Genomic DNA, 15826 nt, shown 5'->3' with positions numbered 1-15826 from the left:
CACTGGCTTGAAGGCCTGCGCAGTACCTGTGGGAGCGGGCTTGCCCGCGAAAGGGCAGGGTCAGGAATACATCAATCGCGCAACGAAATCACCGGCCACCCCCGCGCCTCGGCTTCGGCGCGCAGCTTCGGGTCCGGGTCCACGGCCACTGCGTGAGTGACCTGCTCCAATAAAGGCAGGTCGTTCAGCGAGTCGCTATAGAAGTAGCTGTCCTGCAGGTCGAAGCCGTTCTCCAGCATCCAGCGGTTCAGCCGCGTCACCTTGCCTTCACGGAAACAGGGTATATCGGTACTGCGCCCGGTATAGCGCCCGTCGTGCATCTCGCATTCGGTGGCCAGCAGCACGCGCACGCCCAGGCGGCGGGCGATGGGCGCGGTGACGAAGCGGTTGGTGGCGGTGATGATCACCAGTTGGTCGCCCGCCTCGCGGTGCTGCTGCAGCAACGCCAGGGCCTTGGGCAGGATGATCGGCTCGATGCAGTCGCGCATGAACTCGCGGTGCCACTGCTCCAGTTGTGCAGGTTCGGTGGCGGCGAAAATTTCCATGGAGAAGGCCAGGTAGGCTTGTAGGTCCAGGGTGCCGTTGAGGTAGTCCTGGTAGAAGGCATCGTTGCGTGCCTTGTACGCGACCGGGTCGAGAATGCCCCGTTCGCACAGGTAGTCACCCCAGGCATGGTCGCTGTCGCCGCCGAGGAGGGTATTGTCCAGATCGAATAAAGCCAGGCGCATGTGCAAGTCTCGCGCAAATCTTCGGGAGGCCCCGCAGAATACGGCGTTTTCACCGTGCTGCACATAAGCTTGCGGGTGCGTTGCTGCGCTCGCAGGCTTTGTGGAACAATGCGGTGACATGCGTTTGCGAGGTTGCTGCCGTGATCGACCCGGATGGTTTTCGCCCCAATGTCGGGATCATTCTTACGAATGATGCCGGGCAGGTGCTATGGGCTCGCCGGATCAACCAGGATGCCTGGCAGTTCCCCCAGGGTGGCATCAACCCTGACGAGACCCCAGAAGACGCCCTGTACCGCGAGCTGAACGAAGAAGTGGGCCTGGAACGCCAGGACGTGGAAATTCTTGCCTGCACCCGTGGCTGGTTGCGTTATCGTTTACCGCAGCGCCTGGTGCGTACCCACAGCCAGCCGCTGTGTATCGGCCAGAAACAGAAGTGGTTTTTGCTGCGCCTTGTTAGCAATGAGCAACGGGTGCGCATGGACCTCACCGGCAAACCGGAATTCGACGGCTGGCGCTGGGTCAGCTACTGGTATCCGTTGGGCCAGGTGGTGACATTCAAGCGCGAGGTGTACCGGCGCGCCCTGAAAGAGCTAGCCCCGCGCCTGCTGACGCGCGACTGACGACGGAGTCCGACCCCGAGCCATGCTCAATACGCTGCGCAAGATCGTCCAGGAAGTGAACTCCGCCAAAGATCTCAAGACGGCGTTGGGTATCATTGTCTTGCGCGTCAAGGAGGCCATGGGCAGCCAGGTCTGCTCGGTTTACCTGCTCGACCCGGAAACCAACCGCTTCGTGCTGATGGCCACCGAAGGCCTGAACAAGCGCTCGATCGGCAAGGTCAGCATGGCCCCCAACGAAGGCCTGGTGGGCCTGGTTGGCACCCGCGAGGAGCCGCTGAACCTCGAAAACGCCGCCGACCACCCGCGTTACCGCTACTTCGCCGAAACCGGCGAGGAACGCTTCGCCTCCTTCCTCGGCGCACCGATCATCCACCACCGCCGCGTGGTCGGGGTGCTGGTCATCCAGCAGAAGGAGCGCCGCCAGTTCGACGAAGGCGAAGAAGCCTTCCTGGTCACCATGAGCGCTCAGCTCGCCGGGGTTATCGCCCACGCCGAGGCCACCGGGTCCATCCGTGGCCTGGGGCGCCAGGGCAAGGGCATCCAGGAGGCGCGCTTCGTCGGCGTGCCGGGCTCGCCGGGCGCTGCCGTGGGCCGCGCCGTGGTGATGCTGCCACCGGCCGACCTCGAGGTGGTGCCGGACAAGACCGTCGAAGACATCGACACCGAACTCAAGCTGTTCAACAACGCCCTCGAAGGCGTGCGCGAAGACATGCGCAAGCTGTCGGCCAAGCTCGCCACCCAGCTGCGCCCCGAAGAGCGTGCGCTGTTCGACGTGTACCTGATGATGCTCGAAGACGCCGCCCTCGGTGGCGAGGTGGTCGCCGTCATCAAGACCGGCCAGTGGGCCCAGGGCGCCCTGCGCCAGGTGGTCGGCGAGCACGTCAACCGCTTCGAACTGATGGACGACGACTACCTGCGCGAGCGCGCCTCCGACGTCAAGGACCTGGGCCGGCGCCTGCTGGCCTACCTGCAAGAGGCCCGCTCGCAGGCGATGGTGTACCAGGACAATACCATCCTGGTCAGCGAAGAACTCACCCCGGCCATGCTCGGCGAAGTGCCTGAAGGCAAGCTGGTGGGCCTGGTTTCGGTACTGGGCTCGGGCAACTCCCACGTGGCGATTCTCGCCCGGGCGATGGGCATCCCCACCGTCATGGGCCTGGTCGACTTGCCGTATTCGAAGGTCGACGGCATCGAGCTGATCGTCGACGGCTACAAGGGCGAGGTATTCACCAACCCCGGCGAAGTATTGCGCAAGCAGTACAGCGAAGTGGTCGAGGAAGAACGCCAGCTCGCTCAAGGCCTGGACGCACTGCGCGAGCTGCCATGCATCACCCCTGACGGCCACCGCATGCCGCTGTGGGTCAACACCGGCCTGCTCGCCGACGTCGCTCGCGCCCAGCAGCGCGGCGCCGAGGGCGTGGGCCTGTACCGCACCGAAGTGCCGTTCATGATCAACCAGCGCTTCCCCAGCGAGAAGGAACAGCTGGCGATCTACCGCGAGCAACTGCAGGCCTTCCACCCGCTGCCGGTGACCATGCGTACCCTCGACATCGGCGGTGACAAGGCGCTGTCGTACTTCCCGATCAAGGAAGAAAACCCGTTCCTCGGCTGGCGCGGCATCCGCGTCACCCTCGATCACCCGGAAATCTTCCTGGTGCAGACCCGCGCCATGCTCAAGGCCAGCGAGGGCCTGAACAACCTGCGTATTCTGCTGCCGATGATCTCCGGCATTCACGAGCTGGAAGAAGCCCTGCATCTTATCCATCGCGCCTGGGGCGAGGTGCGTGACGAAGGCACCGACGTGCCGATGCCGCCGGTGGGGGTGATGGTGGAAATCCCCGCTGCGGTGTACCAGACCAAGGAACTGGCGCGCCAGGTGGACTTCCTTTCGGTGGGCTCCAACGACCTGACCCAGTACCTGCTGGCGGTGGACCGCAACAACCCGCGGGTCGCCGACCTGTACGACTACCTGCACCCGGCGGTGCTGCAGGCGCTCAACACCGTGGTGCGCGATGCCCATGGCGAAGGCAAGCCGGTGAGCATCTGCGGCGAGATGGCCGGTGACCCGGCGGCGGCGATTTTGCTGATGGCCATGGGTTTTGACAGCCTGTCGATGAACGCCACCAACCTGCCGAAGGTGAAGTGGATGCTGCGCCAGGTGAACATGAGCAAGGCCAAGGAACTGCTGGCCGATGCCTTGAGCCACGACAACCCGCAACTCACCCATAGCGCGCTGCAGCTGGCCCTGAAGAACCTGGGCCTGGCGCGGATGATCGGGCCAGGGGCCAACAAAAGCCTCTGAGGCCTGCACCGGCCCTATCGCGGGGCAAGCCCGCTCCCACCCTCTGGCACATGGCGTGGGAGCGGGCTTGCCCCGCGATCAGATTTCCAGGCTGACCTCGCCCAAATGCCCGCCAAACGGCCCAAAACTGCGCTCTACCATGTGCCGCCGGCCAGACTTATCCACAATCAAAACCGTACTCGCCCGCGTGCCATAGTTGTGGCTGGCAATGAACACACTCGACAGCAGCTTCTCGGTAGCCAGCCCCACGCCGGTTTCCGGCAGTTCGGCATCCGCCGCCGGCTCGCCATCGGCCAGCAATTCCAGCAAGCGCTGCGGCTCGGCCGATTCAAGCAGCCCCTCCAGCCCCCTGCGCGCCTTCACAAGCTTCGGCCACGGCGTATCCAGCCCCGCATTGGACAACCCGTATACGCCCGCTGGCAGCAAACGCGGCGCGGCTTCGCGGGCATGCAGGTAACCTAGCCGCTGGCCATCCCCCACCAGCAGGTTGAACCCGGAATATTGCCCGGCGCGGCTGGCCACTTGGTCCAGGTAAGCCTCGACGCCCAGCTCGCCGCTCAGAAAGTTGGCCACCAACTCGCCCCGCGAACGCGGCCCCGGCGCTTTGCCGGGGTCGCGGATATTGGTCAGCGCCGCAAAGCGCCCCTGCGGCCCGACCCCAAGCCAAGTGCCGCCGGCCTCCAGGTCGCGCCCGGCGTGCACCCCCGGCGCGTCTTCCCAGGCCGCCAGGGCCTGGGTGGGGCGGGCGTAGAACTCGTCACGGTTGGCCGCAACGATCAGCGGCCGGGCGGCTCCGGGCTGCCAGGCGAAGACGATCAGGCACATAGGTTGCCCCTTGTGTTTTTCGCCACTCTACCCGCGCCCCCGGCCCCAGGCCATCACCTGACACAGAGTTCACTAGAGCCACAGGCGCGGCTTCCGTTACCATGCCGCATCGTTTTCACTGGGGCGGCGAATGGAATTCGTACTCTACCTGCTGTTGGGAGCCTGTGCCGGCGTGCTGGCCGGGCTGTTCGGCGTGGGCGGCGGCATCATCATCGTCCCGGTGCTGGTGTTCAGCTTCACCCTGCAAGGCTTCGACCCTGCGGTGCTCACCCACCTGGCGGTCGGCACGTCGCTTGCGACCATCGTCTTCACCTCGATCAATGCGGTGCTCGAGCACCAGCGCAAGGGCGCGGTGCAGTGGCCGATCTTTGCCTGGATGACCCTCGGCATCCTGCTCGGCGCGCTGGTCGGGGCCAAGACCGCCTCGCTGATCCAGGGCCCGATGCTGCAGAAGATCATCGGTGTGTTCGCCCTGGTGATCGCCGTGCAGATGGCCCTGGACGTCAAGCCCAAAGCCAGCCGCAGCATCCCCGGCAAGCCGGCGCTGACTGCCGCAGGCGGGGTGATCGGTTGGGCCTCGGCGATTTTCGGTATCGGCGGCGGCTCGCTGACCGTACCGTTTTTGACCTGGCGCAGCTTGCCGATGCAGCAGGCAGTGGCCACCTCGTCGGCCTGCGGGCTGCCCATTGCCGTGGCCAGCGCCCTGAGCTTCATGTGGCTGGGCTGGCACGAGCAGCATTTACCGGCCCACAGCCTGGGTTACGTGTACCTGCCCGCGCTGGTCGGCATTGCCGTCACCAGCATGTTCTTCGCCCGCTTTGGCGCGCGCCTGGCACACAAGCTGTCGCCGCGCCTGCTCAAGCGCCTGTTCGCCGCGCTGCTGTTCTGCGTCGGCGCAAGCTTTCTGATTTGAACCAAGAGGACTAACCATGCTGCCTTACCCGCAGATCGACCCCGTGGCCGTGGCCCTCGGGCCGCTGAAAATCCACTGGTACGGCCTGATGTACCTGATCGGCATCGGCGGCGCGTGGCTGCTGGCTTCGCGTCGGCTCAACCGCTTCGACCCCACCTGGAGCCGCGAGAAACTCTCCGACCTGGTGTTCTGGCTGTCGATGGGGGTGATCGTCGGGGGCCGCCTGGGCTACGTGCTGTTCTACGACCTGCACCAGTACCTGGCCAACCCGACCCTGATCTTCGAGGTGTGGAAAGGCGGCATGTCGTTCCATGGCGGCTTCATCGGCGTGATGCTGGCGGCGCTGTGGTTCGGCAAGCGCAACAACAAGTCGTTCTTCGAACTGATGGACTTCGTCGCCCCGCTGGTGCCGATCGGCCTGGGCGCCGGGCGTATCGGCAACTTCATCAACGCCGAGCTGTGGGGCAAGCCCACCGACGTGCCATGGGCGATGATCTTCCCGCCGTTCAGTGACCCTGCCCAGTTGCCGCGCCACCCTTCACAGCTGTACCAGTTCGCCCTGGAAGGCGTGGCGCTGTTCGTCATCCTCTGGCTGTTTTCGCGCAAGCCGCGCCCGACCATGGCGGTTTCCGGCATGTTCGCGCTGTTCTACGGCATCTTCCGTTTCATCGTCGAGTTCGTCCGCGTACCGGACGCCCAACTGGGTTACATCGCCTGGGGCTGGCTGACCATGGGTCAGATTCTCTGCGTGCCGATGATCCTGGCTGGCCTCGGCCTGATCTGGTGGGCTTATAATCGCAAGCCAACGGCGACACCCGCCCAATGAACCCACCACGGCAGGGGCGATCCCCCTGCCGTGTTCGCTACAGGTAAGCCATGAAACAGTATCTGGACCTGGTCCGTGACGTCATCGAAAACGGCACGCTGCAGGCAAACCGCACCGGTATCCGCACCATCAGCCTGCCGGGCGCCATGCTGCGTTTCGACCTGCAAAAGGGCTTCCCGGCCGTCACCACGCGCAAGCTGGCGTTCAAGTCGGCGATCGGCGAAATGGTGGGCTTCTTGCGCGGCGTGAAAAACGCCGGCCAATTCCGCGAACTGGGCTGCAAGGTCTGGGACCAGAACGCCAACGAGAACGCCCAGTGGCTGGCCAACCCGTTCCGCCAGGGGCATGACGACCTCGGCGAGATCTACGGCGTGCAATGGCGCCAGTGGCCGGGTTACAAGCGCATCCCGCTGAGCAACCCGGCGGCCATCGAAATGGCCGAAAAGGCCGGTTTCCGCCAGATCGCCAAGGACGAAGAAGACGGCCAGGCGTTCGTCATCCTGTACAAGGCCATCGACCAGGTGCGCCAGTGCCTGGACACCATCGCCAACGACCCGGGCAGCCGGCGCATCCTGTTCCACGGCTGGAACTGCGCCCAGCTGGACGAAATGGCCCTGCCGCCGTGCCACCTGCTGTACCAGTTCCACCCGAATGTAGAGACCAAAGAGATCTCCCTGACCCTCTACATCCGCTCCAACGACCTGGGCCTGGGCACGCCGTTCAACCTCACCGAAGGCGCCGCGCTGCTGTCGCTGTTCGGCCGCCTGACCGGCTACACCCCGCGCTGGTTCACCTACTTCATCGGCGATGCCCATGTGTACGAGAACCACCTGGACATGCTGAACGAGCAGATGAAGCGCGAGCCGCTGGCCGCGCCCAAGCTGGTGATCAGCGACCGCGTGCCGGCGTTTGTCGATACCGGCAAGTACGAGCCTGAGTGGCTGGAGAAGATCGAGCCGAGCGACTTCTGGCTGGAAGGCTATGAGCACCATGCGCCGCTGACGGCGCCGATGGCGGTCTGACCCCTTAGATAGCTGGGGGCTGCTGCGCAGCCCAATCGCGGCACAAGGCCGCTCCTACAGGGGCGCGCGTTCGTCTGTAGGAGCGGCCTTGTGCCGCGAAAGGGGCGCTCAGCGCCCCCAGCATTCTCAATGCCCATGACTGCGCCCCACATGGGAATGCTCCACCTCCGGCACCGTCACCGCCCCGTTGGTCTCCAACTGCTGCAAGATCGCGCACTCCGCCCCCTGCGCATTGCACTGCCTGCGCAACTCCACCAGTTGCGCCTGCAACGCCATCAACCCGTCGATCCGCGCCTGCACATGCTCGATATGCTCGTCGATCAGCGCATTGACGCTGCCGCACGAGCCATCCGGGCTGTCGCGCAGGCGCAGCAGGCTGCGGATTTCATCCAGGGTCATGTCCAGGGTGCGGCAGTTGCGGATGAACGTCAGCCGTTCCACGTGGGCCTGGGTGTAAAGCCGGTAGTTGCCCTCGGTGCGGGCCGGCTCCGGCAGCAATTGCTCGCGTTCGTAGTAGCGGATGGTTTCCACCGCACAGTCGGTGGCCTTGGCCAGTTCGCCGATCTTCATGGCACGCCTCTCCAAAACAGGGCTTGACCCTATAGTGGCTACAGGGTGTTCACTTGGCAACAGATACCCCTGCGGGCCCCGGCAAACCAGTCCCGCCAGGCCCGTGCCCAGTTAAGGATGATTCCATGAACCAGCCTGTCAGCCACGATCACAAGCATGACCATGCCGAGCACCCTCATGGCGAGCACCCGCACGCCCACAGCTGCTGCGCCAGCAAGGCTGCACCCGCCAAGGTGCAACTGACCGCCAAGGCCAGCGCCGGTGCGCGCCTCAGCCGCTTTCGCATCCAGGCCATGGACTGCCCCACCGAGCAGACTCTGATCCAGGACAAGCTCGGCAAGCTGCCGGGCGTCGAGCAGCTGGAATTCAACCTGATCAACCGCGTGCTGGGCGTGCACCACACCCTCGATGGCACGGTCGCGATCGAGCAGGCCATCGACAGCCTGGGCATGAAGGCCGAGCCCATGGCTGCCGCAGACGACAGCGCCCCACAGGCGGTGAAGAAAAGTGTCTGGCCGCTGGCGCTGTCGGGTATTGCCGCGATTGCCGCCGAAATTGTGCACTTCTCAGGAAAAGCACCGGAGTGGGTGGTCGCCTTGCTGGCCCTGGCGGCCATCCTCGGCTGCGGTCTGGGCACCTACAAAAAGGGCTGGATCGCCCTGAAAAACCGCAACCTCAACATCAACGCGCTGATGAGCATTGCCGTGACCGGCGCCGTGCTGATCGGCCAATGGCCCGAGGCAGCCATGGTGATGGTGCTGTTCACCATCGCCGAGCTGATCGAAGCCCGCTCCCTGGACCGTGCGCGCAATGCCATCGGCGGCCTGATGCAGCTGGCGCCGGACATGGCCACCGTGCAGAAGGCCGACGGCCAGTGGCACGAAGTGCAGGTGCGCGAGGTGGCCATCGGCGCGCTGGTGCGGGTACGCCCCGGCGAGCGCATCGGGCTGGACGGCGAAGTGCTCAGCGGCCAATCCAGCGTCGATCAGGCACCGATCACCGGCGAAAGCCTGCCGGTAGAGAAGGCAGCCGGCGACAAGCTGTTCGCCGGCACCATCAACCAGGCCGGCTCGCTTGAATACCGCGTGACCGCCGCTGCTGGCCAATCGACCCTGGCGCGCATCATCAAGGCCGTGGAAGAAGCGCAAGGCGCCCGTGCCCCGACCCAGCGCTTTGTCGACCAGTTTTCGCGCATCTACACCCCTGCAGTGTTCGCCGTGGCTCTGGCCGTGGCGCTGGTGCCGCCGCTGTTCATGGCCGGCGCCTGGTTCGACTGGGTGTACCGCGCCCTGGTGCTGCTGGTCGTCGCCTGCCCGTGCGCCCTGGTGATCTCCACCCCGGTGACCATCGTCAGCGGCCTGGCTGCCGCTGCACGCAAGGGCATCCTGATCAAGGGCGGGGTGTACCTGGAGGGCGGCCGCAAGCTGGACTTCCTGGCCCTGGACAAGACCGGCACCATCACCCACGGCAAGCCGGTGCAAACCGACAGCCAGGTGCTCGACCCGTTGTTCGACGGCCGCGCCCAGGCCCTGGCTGCCAGCCTTGCGGCCCGTTCCGACCACCCGGTGTCCGGCGCCATCGCCCAGTTCGCCAAGGCACAGAACATTGCCCTGAGCGACGTTACCGAGTTCGCCGCCCTGGCCGGTCGCGGTGTGCGTGGGGATATCAACGGGCAAACCTACCACCTGGGCAACCATCGCCTGGTGGAAGAACTGGGCCTGTGCTCCGCGGAACTTGAAGCGCAACTGGACGTGCTGGAACGCCAAGGCAAGACCGTGGTGCTGCTGCTCGACCGTTCCGGCCCGCTGGCCCTGTTCGCCGTGGCCGACACGGTCAAGGACAGCAGCCGCCAGGCCATCGCCGAGTTGCACGCACTGGGCATCAAGACCGTCATGCTCACCGGCGACAACCCGCACACCGCCCAGGCCATCGCCGCCCAGGTGGGCATCGACCGCGCCGAGGGCAACCTGCTGCCGGCCGACAAGCTCGCCAGCATCGAGGCGCTGTATGCCCAGGGCCACCGCGTGGGCATGGTCGGCGACGGCATCAACGACGCACCGGCCCTGGCCCGCGCCGAAATCGGCTTCGCCATGGCCGCCGCCGGCACCGACACCGCCATCGAGACCGCCGACGTGGCGCTGATGGACGACGACTTGCGCAAAATCCCGGCCTTCGTCAGGCTGTCGCGGCAAAGTGCGGCGATCCTGGTGCAGAACATCGTGCTGGCGCTTGGGGTGAAGGCGATCTTTTTGGCAATCACCTTCGCCGGCATGGCCACCCTGTGGATGGCAGTGTTCGCCGACATGGGGGTGAGTTTGCTGGTGGTGTTCAACGGCCTGCGCTTGCTACGTAAATAAACCCAAACGCCCCCCTGTAGAAGCGCAGCAGGTCTGTTCAACTAGAGGTTATCCACAATGCTCAGCGCCGAGCTCAAAGCCTTCTACATGGTGGCCCGCCAGGGCAGCATCACCCTGGCGGCAAAAAAGCTCGGCCTCAGCCAGCCCACGGTGACCACACAGATCCGCAACCTCGAAAGCCAGTACAACGTCGAGCTGTTCTACCGCGGCGGCCGGCGCCTGGTGCTCAGCGAGGAGGGCGTGCGCCTGCTGCCGATGGTCAAGACGCTGCTGCAGCAGGAGGCCGATATCGAGTTCGAGCTGCGCAACAGCGGCCAGGCCCAGGGCAGCCTGCGCATTGCCGCCACCGCGCCGTACTACATCCTGGACCTGGTGAAGATCTTTCGCGAACGTCTGCCCCAGGTGGAAGTGGCGGTGGAAATCGGCAACTCGCAGCAGGTGCTGGAAATGCTCGAGGACTACCGGGTGGACATCGCCGCCTCCTCGCAACTGCTGGAGGACGCCCGCCTGGTGCGCCGGGTGCTGGGCACCGACCCGCTGGTGCTGGCGGTGCACCGCAACCACCCGCTGGCCCAGCGCCAGGCGGTGTCCATCGAGGTGGTGGCCGGGCATTGCCTGCTGATGCGCGAAAAAGGCTCGACCACCCGCAAACTCACCGAGCAGATGATGCAGGACGCCGGGGTGAAGGCCGGGGCGCTGCTGGAAATCGGCAGCCGCGAGTCGATCCGCGAGGCGGTGCTGCGCAATATCGGCATCAGCATCATCGCCCGCCACGAAGTGCCGCATAACCCCGAGCTGCGGGTGCTGGCACTGGACAATGCACCGGTGATGCACGAGTACCTGTACTGCCTGAAGGAGCGGCGCCAGGCCAGGTTGCCGGCGGCCTTCCTCGGGGTGGCGCAGGAAGTGGTGGGTTCGCAGTTCTAGAGCGGTGCTGGATTCTTCGCGGGCAAGCCCGCTCCCACAGGTAATGTGACGACCCTGTGGGAGCGGGCTTGCCCGCGAAGAGGCCCTCAAGGCCACTACAAAATCCGCCAATACCACTATCACCGGCTTTTGCCCAAACGCCACAGAACCTTCGCACTGCCTTCCTAGCATGGGCCCCATCTCTTCGATGAGGCCCTGCCATGAACCACGCAACCCCTGGCGCGCACATGAAAGTGCGTGGCATCCACAAGCGTTTCGGCGCCTTCACCGCGCTCAACGACGTGTCCCTGGACATCGCCGCCGGCGAGCTGGTGTGCCTGCTGGGCCCCTCGGGCTGCGGCAAGACCACCCTGCTGCGCTGCATTGCCGGTCTGGAGCGCCAGGACCGTGGCGAGCTGTACATCGGCGAGCGCGACATCTCCAAGCTGCCACCCCAGGCCCGTGACTACGGCATCCTGTTCCAGTCCTACGCGCTGTTCCCCAACCTCAGCGTCGAAGCCAACATCGCCTACGGCCTGACCGGCAGCAGCCGTGACGAGGCGCGCCAGCGGGTGCGCGACATGCTCGAGCTGGTGGGCCTTTTGGGTAGCGAAAAGAAGTACCCCGGCCAGCTGTCCGGCGGCCAGCAACAGCGGGTGGCCCTGGCCCGGGCGCTGGCGCCGTCGCCTTCGCTGCTGCTGCTCGATGAGCCGATGTCGGCCCTCGATGCCCGGGTGCGCGAGCACCTGTGCACCGAGCTGCGCCAGCTGCAACGCCAGTTGGGTATCACCACGCTGATGGTCACCCACAACCAGGACGAGGCCATGCTGATGGCCGACCGCATCGCCGTGATGAGCAACGGCCAGGTCGAGCAGTACGCCACGCCCCAGCAAATCTACGATCAGCCGGCCACGCCGTTTGTCGCCGAGTTCGTCGGCCAGGGCAACTGGCTGCCGTTCCAGCGCAGCAGCGCCAGCCACGCCCAGGTGGGCGGCATGCACATGCGCCTGGGCAGCAACGCCGGCAGCGCCAGCAGTGGCCGGCTGTTCTGCCGCCCCGAGGCGATCACCGTCAACCCGATCGTGCATGAAGAAAACCTGTTCCCGGCCAAGGTCCGCGAGATCACCTTCCTTGGCAACCGCTGCCGCATGAGCTTCGAACTCAAGGCCCTGCCGGGCCACGCGCTGCTCGCCGAGCTTGCGCCAGAAGCCATGCCGCGTCTGGGCTCGCAGGACATCTGGGTGGCCTTGCCGCCGCAGAGCCTGCAGGTGTTTGCCTGAGATGGCCGCGCCCATGACCCTGCCGCTCAGCGCTGCCAAGCCCGCGCCGCGCAATGGCGCCGCCCTGGGGGACCGCCTGTTCGTGGTCGGCGGCAAGAGCCTGCTGCTGCTGTTGCTGGTGCTGGCGGTGCTGCTGCCGTTGCTGGCGATCTTCTGGAAAGGCTTCAGTGGTGAGGCCGGCCAGGGTGGTGGCCTGCTGGCCGCGCGCGAACTGTTCGCCAGCGCGAACTTCCACTGGCTGCTGGGCAACAGCCTGTCGGTGGCCTTCACCGTGGCCGCCATCGTGGTGCCGCTGGCCTACCTGTTCGCCTACGCCCTGCAACGCACGCTGATCCCGGCCAAGGGCCTGTGGCGCGGCATCTCGCTGCTGCCGCTGCTGGCGCCGTCGATGCTGCCGGCCATCGCCCTGGTGTACCTGTTCGGCAATCAGGGGCTGCTGCGCGGGCTGCTCAGCGACAACATCTACGGTTTCTGGGGCATCGTTGTCGGCGAGGCCATCTACACCTTCCCCCACGCGCTGATGATTCTGCTGTCGGCCCTGTCGCTGGCCGATGCGCGGCTGTTCGATGCCGCCTCCAGCATGGGCGCCGGCCCCGCCCGGGCGTTCTGCAGCATCACCTGGCCGGCCACGCGCCAGGCGGTGTTCGCGGCGTTTTGCCTGGTGTTCACCCTGACCATCACCGATTTCGGCGTGCCGGTGGTGGTGGGCGGCGACTATCAGGTGCTGGCGCTGGAAGCCTACAAGGCGGTGGTCGGCCAGCAGCAGTTCGGCCGCGGCGCGCTGATCGGCATGGTGCTGCTGGTGCCGGCGCTGCTCAGCTTTGCGGTGGATGCCTGGCTGCGCCGGCGCCAGGGCGAGGCCATGAGTGGCCGTGCCCAGGTGTTCGAGCCCAAGCCGTGCAAGCTGCGCGACGGCTGCTACCTGGCGCTGGTGCTGCTGGTATGCGCCGCATTGCTGGCGGTGATCGGCATGGCGGTGTACTCGTCCCTGGTCAAATTCTGGCCGTACAACCTGTCGCTGTCGCTCAAGCACTACATGTTCGACGACACCGCCGGCGGCGGCTGGCTGGCCTACCGCAACAGCGTGACCATGGCCCTGTGCACCGCGCTGATCGGCAGCGTGGTGATTTTCACCGGCGCCTACCTGATGGAGAAAACCTCCGGCCAGCGCCTGCTCAACCAAAGCCTGCGCCTGCTCAGCTTCATTCCCATGGCAGTGCCCGGGCTGGTGCTGGGCCTGGGCTACGTGTTCTTTTTCAACCTCGCCGGCAACCCGCTGCATGTGCTGTACGCCAGCATGGCGCTGCTGGTGCTGTGCACCATCGCCCACTACCTGACCACCGCGCAGATGACCGCCACCACCGCCCTGCGCCAGCTCGACGGCGAGTTCGAGGCTGCCGCGCTGTCGCTCAAGGCGCCGCTGTACAGGCACTTTCTGCGGGTCACCGTGCCGATCTGCCTGCCGGCGCTGCTGGACATCATCCGCTACCTGTTCGTCTCGGCCATGACCACGGTGTCGGCGGCGATCTTCCTGTACAGCCCTGACACCATCCTTGCCGCCGTCGCCGTGCTGAACATGGACGATGCCGGCAACGTCGGCGGCGCCGCCGCCATGTCCACCTTGATTCTGCTCACCAGTGCCGGCGCCTCGCTGCTGCTGGCCGCAGCTTCCCGCGGCCTGTTGCGCCGCTCCCAGGCCTGGCGCCAGCGCGCCCCCGGCCATTGACCGACTGCCCAACCCATAGGAAACGCATCATGTTCAAGCCGTTTGCACTTGCCGCTGCCGTATCCGCCGTGTTCAGCCTGCAGGCCTCGGCCGCTACCCAGCTGACCGTCTACACCGCCCTGGAGGCCGAGCAGCTCAAGAGCTACAAGCAGGCCTTCGAAAAGGCCAACCCGGACATCGAGATCAAGTGGGTGCGCGACTCCACCGGCATCATCACTGCCAAGCTGCTGGCCGAGAAAGACCGCCCGCAAGCCGATGCAGTGTGGGGCCTGGCCGCCTCCAGCCTGGCCATCCTCGACCAGAACGGCATGCTCGAAGCCTACGCGCCGAAGGATCTGGGCAAGATCTCCGGCAACTATCGCGACGCCGCCAACCCGCCGGCCTGGGTAGGCATGGACGTGTGGGCCGCAACCATTTGCTTCAACACCGTCGAAGCCGAAAAGCAGGGCCTGAGCAAGCCGGTAAGCTGGCAGGACCTGACCAAGCCTGAGTACAAGGGCAAGATCGTCATGCCCAACCCGGCCTCGTCGGGCACCGGTTTTCTGGATGTAAGCGCCTGGCTGCAGACCTTCGGCGAGCCCCAGGGCTGGGCCTACATGGACGCCCTGCACCAGAACATCGGCCAGTACGTTCATTCCGGCTCCAAGCCGTGCAAGCTGGCCGCCGCCGGCGAGTTCCCGATCGGCATCTCGTTCGAGTACCCGGCCGTGCAGCTCAAGCGCCAAGGCGCGCCGCTGGATATCGTACTGCCCAAGGAAGGCCTGGGCTGGGAGATCGAGGCCACTGCGGTGATCAAGGGCTCGCCCAAGGCCGATGCGGCCAAGCGCCTGGCTGATTTTTCGGCAAGCCCGGCCGCCATGGAGCTGTACAAGGAGAACTTCGCCGTATTGGCCGCCCCGGGCATCGCCAAGCCGCAGACCGAACTGCCGGCGGACTACGAACAGCGCCTGATCAAGAACGACTTCGCCTGGGCCTCGAAGAACCGCGACCAGATCTTGAGCGAGTGGCGCAAGCGTTATGACGGCAAGTCGGAGAAAGTCGCCCAGCAGTAAGGGCCCCATCGCCGGCAAGCCGGCTCCTACAGCAATCGCGCTGCCTTTGGCGCTGCGCTACACCTGTGGGAGCGGGCTTGCCCGCGAATGCTTACTGACAGGCAACATTGAATTCAGCCTCGAGCAAAGCCAGATGCCCACCATGGACCAGATTTTCGCCCTCTACCAGCACCACGGCAGCACCGACTACATCGGCGAAGCCATCACCCAGCTCGAGCACATGTCCCAGGCCGCCCAGCTGGCCATGGCCGAGGGCTATGACGACGAGGTGGTGCTGGCGGCGTTCTTCCACGACATCGGCCACCTGTGCGAAGGCGAGCAGATGGGCGGCTTTGGCGTTGCCAGCCACGAGCGCATCGGCGCCGAGTACCTGCGCCGGGCGGGCTTCAGCGAGCGCCTGGCGCGGCTGGTGCAATACCACGTCGAGGCCAAGCGCTACCTGACCTTGCGCCAGCCCGGCTACTACCAGCGCTTGAGCGAGGCCAGCCGGCGCACGCTGGCGTATCAGGGCGGGGTGATGAACGACGCCGAGGCCGATGCGTTCGAACGTGACCCGCTGTTTGCCGTGAGCCTGCGCATGCGTGAGTGGGATGAAATGGCCAAGGAGGTGGGGGTGGCGTTGGTGGACATTGAGGTGCTGAAGGCCATGGCCCGGGCGCTGCTTTGAGGCCCTATCGCGGGGCAAGCCCGCTCCCACGC

General features: G+C 65.7%; 14 protein-coding genes. 11 read left to right on the top strand and 3 right to left on the bottom strand.

Annotated features, from left to right (window positions below; all coding sequences use genetic code 11):
• Positions 1 to 71: 71 nt before the first annotated feature.
• Positions 72 to 728 (bottom strand): histidinol-phosphatase, encoded by a 657-nt coding sequence (locus KSS93_RS00715; RefSeq protein ID WP_217886752.1) that lies wholly within the window; start codon positions 726 to 728, stop codon positions 72 to 74.
• A 140-nt stretch (positions 729 to 868) separates the two neighbouring features.
• On the opposite strand from KSS93_RS00715, the gene KSS93_RS00710 reads away from it, so the two are divergent.
• Both KSS93_RS00710 and ptsP read left to right on the top strand, forming a co-directional pair.
• Positions 869 to 1348 carry an RNA pyrophosphohydrolase gene (locus tag KSS93_RS00710; protein WP_028688498.1) on the top strand — a complete coding sequence of 160 codons (480 nt, stop codon included), beginning with the start codon at positions 869 to 871 and terminating at the stop codon, positions 1346 to 1348.
• A 22-nt stretch (positions 1349 to 1370) separates the two neighbouring features.
• Positions 1371 to 3650 carry a phosphoenolpyruvate--protein phosphotransferase gene (gene ptsP, locus KSS93_RS00705; RefSeq protein ID WP_217841304.1) on the top strand — a complete coding sequence of 760 codons (2280 nt, stop codon included), beginning with the start codon at positions 1371 to 1373 and terminating at the stop codon, positions 3648 to 3650.
• Between the two features lie 78 nt (positions 3651 to 3728).
• Here ptsP and KSS93_RS00700 read toward each other — a convergent pair whose 3' ends face one another.
• Complete coding sequence (locus KSS93_RS00700; protein WP_217886751.1) at positions 3729 to 4475, bottom strand: NRDE family protein; 747 nt, start codon at positions 4473 to 4475, stop codon at positions 3729 to 3731.
• 130 nt (positions 4476 to 4605) lie between these two features.
• Between KSS93_RS00700 and KSS93_RS00695 the strand changes: the two genes are divergently transcribed.
• The 3 genes from KSS93_RS00695 to KSS93_RS00685 are packed head-to-tail and all read left to right on the top strand — an operon-like array spanning position 4606 to position 7236.
• Complete coding sequence (locus KSS93_RS00695; protein ID WP_217886750.1) at positions 4606 to 5388, top strand: sulfite exporter TauE/SafE family protein; 783 nt, start codon at positions 4606 to 4608, stop codon at positions 5386 to 5388.
• Between the two features lie 16 nt (positions 5389 to 5404).
• Positions 5405 to 6214 (top strand): prolipoprotein diacylglyceryl transferase, encoded by an 810-nt coding sequence (lgt, locus tag KSS93_RS00690; RefSeq protein WP_217886749.1) that lies wholly within the window; start codon positions 5405 to 5407, stop codon positions 6212 to 6214.
• Between the two features lie 50 nt (positions 6215 to 6264).
• Positions 6265 to 7236 (top strand): thymidylate synthase, encoded by a 972-nt coding sequence (locus tag KSS93_RS00685; protein ID WP_217886748.1) that lies wholly within the window; start codon positions 6265 to 6267, stop codon positions 7234 to 7236.
• Positions 7237 to 7362: 126 nt separating this feature from the next.
• Here KSS93_RS00685 and cadR read toward each other — a convergent pair whose 3' ends face one another.
• Positions 7363 to 7806: a cadmium resistance transcriptional regulator CadR gene (cadR, locus tag KSS93_RS00680; RefSeq protein WP_217886747.1), complete on the bottom strand. Its 444-nt coding sequence runs from the start codon at positions 7804 to 7806 to the stop codon at positions 7363 to 7365.
• Positions 7807 to 7931: 125 nt separating this feature from the next.
• Between cadR and KSS93_RS00675 the strand changes: the two genes are divergently transcribed.
• The 6 genes from KSS93_RS00675 (at position 7932) to KSS93_RS00650 (ending at position 15794) form a co-directional block, all read left to right on the top strand.
• Complete coding sequence (locus KSS93_RS00675; RefSeq protein WP_217886746.1) at positions 7932 to 10163, top strand: heavy metal translocating P-type ATPase; 2232 nt, start codon at positions 7932 to 7934, stop codon at positions 10161 to 10163.
• Positions 10164 to 10220: 57 nt separating this feature from the next.
• Positions 10221 to 11090 (top strand): LysR family transcriptional regulator, encoded by an 870-nt coding sequence (locus KSS93_RS00670; protein ID WP_217886745.1) that lies wholly within the window; start codon positions 10221 to 10223, stop codon positions 11088 to 11090.
• 200 nt (positions 11091 to 11290) lie between these two features.
• Positions 11291 to 12349 carry a putative 2-aminoethylphosphonate ABC transporter ATP-binding protein gene (locus KSS93_RS00665; protein ID WP_217886744.1) on the top strand — a complete coding sequence of 353 codons (1059 nt, stop codon included), beginning with the start codon at positions 11291 to 11293 and terminating at the stop codon, positions 12347 to 12349.
• Between the two features lies 1 nt (position 12350).
• A complete protein-coding gene (locus KSS93_RS00660) occupies positions 12351 to 14075 on the top strand; it encodes a putative 2-aminoethylphosphonate ABC transporter permease subunit (RefSeq protein WP_217886743.1) in 1725 nt (574 codons plus the stop codon).
• A 29-nt stretch (positions 14076 to 14104) separates the two neighbouring features.
• Positions 14105 to 15127 carry a putative 2-aminoethylphosphonate ABC transporter substrate-binding protein gene (locus KSS93_RS00655; RefSeq protein ID WP_217886742.1) on the top strand — a complete coding sequence of 341 codons (1023 nt, stop codon included), beginning with the start codon at positions 14105 to 14107 and terminating at the stop codon, positions 15125 to 15127.
• A gap of 142 nt (positions 15128 to 15269) precedes the next feature.
• Positions 15270 to 15794 (top strand): phosphonate degradation HD-domain oxygenase, encoded by a 525-nt coding sequence (locus tag KSS93_RS00650; protein WP_437182086.1) that lies wholly within the window; start codon positions 15270 to 15272, stop codon positions 15792 to 15794.
• Positions 15795 to 15826: the final 32 nt, after the last annotated feature.

The sequence above is a fragment of the Pseudomonas xanthosomatis genome, assembly GCF_019139835.1.
GTDB classification, from domain to species: Bacteria; Pseudomonadota; Gammaproteobacteria; order Pseudomonadales; family Pseudomonadaceae; genus Aquipseudomonas; species Aquipseudomonas fakonensis.
This window is presented reverse-complemented; position numbering and strand designations above follow the sequence as displayed.